The organism is Adlercreutzia murintestinalis, from assembly GCF_943192905.1.
GTDB lineage: Bacteria > Actinomycetota > Coriobacteriia > Coriobacteriales > Eggerthellaceae > Adlercreutzia_A > Adlercreutzia_A murintestinalis.
The window spans coordinates 1-2,293 of the sequence record NZ_CALPCC010000044.1; the positions used below are offsets into that span (position 1 = coordinate 1).

A 2,293-nucleotide genomic window follows, 5' to 3' on the forward strand; every position below is an offset into this window, starting at 1 on the left:
ATGGATGAGCCCGATGCAATACCGCAAGTCTTTAGGATATGCGGCCTAGGGTGTCCAGGAATTCGTCCGGAGCCCCCGGAGTGGACACACTTTTTGTCCTATAACCCCATCCTGTCGGACGAAACTGCCCATGAGAAGCAAAAAGGCCAGCGAGCAAAACACCCGCTGACCTTGTAAGTTTTGGTAGCTCCGACCGGATTCGAACCGGCGACCTCCGCCTTGAGAGGGCGGCGTCCTAAACCGCTAGACGACGGAGCCACATAGCGCTTGCACAGTATAGCAGAAATGGCTGGGGTGGAAGGAGTCGAACCCTCACATACGGCACCAGAAACCGCTGTCCTGCCATTAGACGACACCCCAACGACACATCCGCTCAACCGCTTGGTTGAAGCGCGACCTATTATGTTAGGGATTACACGGCGTCGCGTCAAGGCTTTTCAGGAAACAGATCAGCGCTTCCCGCTCGTTCGGTATGCGTTCATCCACAACAGCGTCAAGCGCCGCCTGCAATCGCCGCCCCACCTCAGGTCCTTCGGGCACGCCCAAAGACAGCACGTCGCACCCATCCACGCGAAGATCGCGCACGCTGAACGCGGCATCATCGCCGAGCACCTGCTCCAACACCTCTTCTAGCTGATCGATCAGCGTTGCACGTTTCGCGCCCTCCGCCGAATGAGCCAACGTGTCAGCGCGCTTCAACGCAAGCAGCGCCCGGAATAGTTCCACGCGCCCATCCAGCCGCATCAGCGCCCGCCGTACCCCGCGCGCGGTAGGCTCTATCACATCATCATGGCGGCGCACGAGCAGTTCAACGTCTGTGCGAAACGTTGGCGACATCAGCAACCGCTCGCACATTCCGCGCGCCATGCGCGCACCCACTGCGGCATGCCCGTAGAAATGCTCCACACCATCCGCATCGAAGAACGCCGCCGCAGGCTTCCCCATATCGTGCGCAAGCGCCGCCCAGCGCACGAGTCGCTCGGCGGGCGCGTGCTGCACGGTATAGGCCGTGTGCTCAAGCACGTCATAGATATGCCATTTCGTTATCTGGTCGCAATCCTTCATCGCAGCCAATTCTGGCAGCACGAACGCTAGTACATCCACGCACCGCATGAGCGCATCGTGCACCCACTCTCCTATAACGAGCGCATCGAGCTCGTGCGTCACGCGCTCGGTCGAAACCTGAGCCAATCTGAACTTGTTGCGTACCATGCCGGTAAAGGTCGCATCATCTATCGAGAAGCCCAACTGCGACGCGAATCGGCATGCGCGCAGAATGCGTAGTGCATCTTCGGTGAAGCGTCGCTCTGGATCGCCCACCACACGGATTATCCCCGCTGTGATGTCACGCTGGCCACCGAAGGGGTCAAGCAACCCCCGCGCTGGGTGCCATGCCATCGCATTCATAGTGAAGTCGCGCCGTTGCAAGTCCTCTTCGATGGAATTCAGAAAGGCAACATGATCGGGATGCCGCCCATCCGTATAGGCTCCATCAGCGCGGTAGGTGGTCACCTCAACGGCGTGTGTACCATCCGGGACGACGGTCAACGTGCCATGCTTCACGCCCGTCTGGTGTGTGGCGAACCCCGCCGCCTTGCACACTGCTCGCACCTCTTGCCACGGTGCGACGGTGGCGATATCCACATCGGTGGCAGCGCGCCCCATCAAAGCGTCGCGCACGAACCCTCCAACGATCCATGACTCGGCGCCTGCCGCTTCAAGGGTCGCGAGCACAGAGAAGGCGTACGAAGGCGTCGCTTCGTGCAGAGGGGATGTGTTCGCGCACGCGCTCTGCGTACCTTCGCGAAATGCGCTCATGCTTGCATCACCTTCCCTTCGTGTGTTCTTATCGTCTGCGCGGACGACGTCGCCATTGCGTCGTCGTGGCAACGTTCGTATGGCATCGCTGCAGCATTGATCGTACGCATGCAGAACATCGCTCTTAAGAATAGCATGCTGTTTTGCCCGTGTAGAGGCACATTTGCGAATCAAAATGCCGTTCGCAGCAAATTGAGAAAAAAAATTGTAAAAAAGTTGTTGAATTGGCTTTCGCATACTGCTAATATATCCACTCGCGTCGTTTGACGGCGCACACGGGCACCAAACGCCCGGCACCTTGATAACCGGATACTGTGGATGGGATCGCAGAGGGCCTTGCGATGCAAAGCTAATGCGATCCAGACAGCGAACAAAAACAAGGATCCACATCGCTGATCGTTCGTATACGAACAGATCAGCACCTGATCAATTACTTGAACTTTTGGACTCAAATGAGAGTCCAGGATTCGAACGG

1 protein-coding gene and 2 tRNA genes are annotated in these 2,293 nt (G+C 58.0%); all 3 read right to left on the reverse strand.

Features of this window, described 5'->3' with window-relative positions; genetic code table 11:
* Positions 1–181: 181 nt before the first annotated feature.
* A tRNA-Glu gene (locus tag NFR19_RS08795) sits at positions 182–258 on the reverse strand.
* A gap of 28 nt (positions 259–286) precedes the next feature.
* Positions 287–360: transfer RNA gene (locus tag NFR19_RS08800), tRNA-Gln, on the reverse strand.
* Positions 361–405: 45 nt separating this feature from the next.
* Positions 406–1,818 (reverse strand): CCA tRNA nucleotidyltransferase, encoded by a 1,413-nt coding sequence (locus NFR19_RS08805; protein ID WP_251213418.1) that lies wholly within the window; start codon positions 1,816–1,818, stop codon positions 406–408.
* Positions 1,819–2,293: the final 475 nt, after the last annotated feature.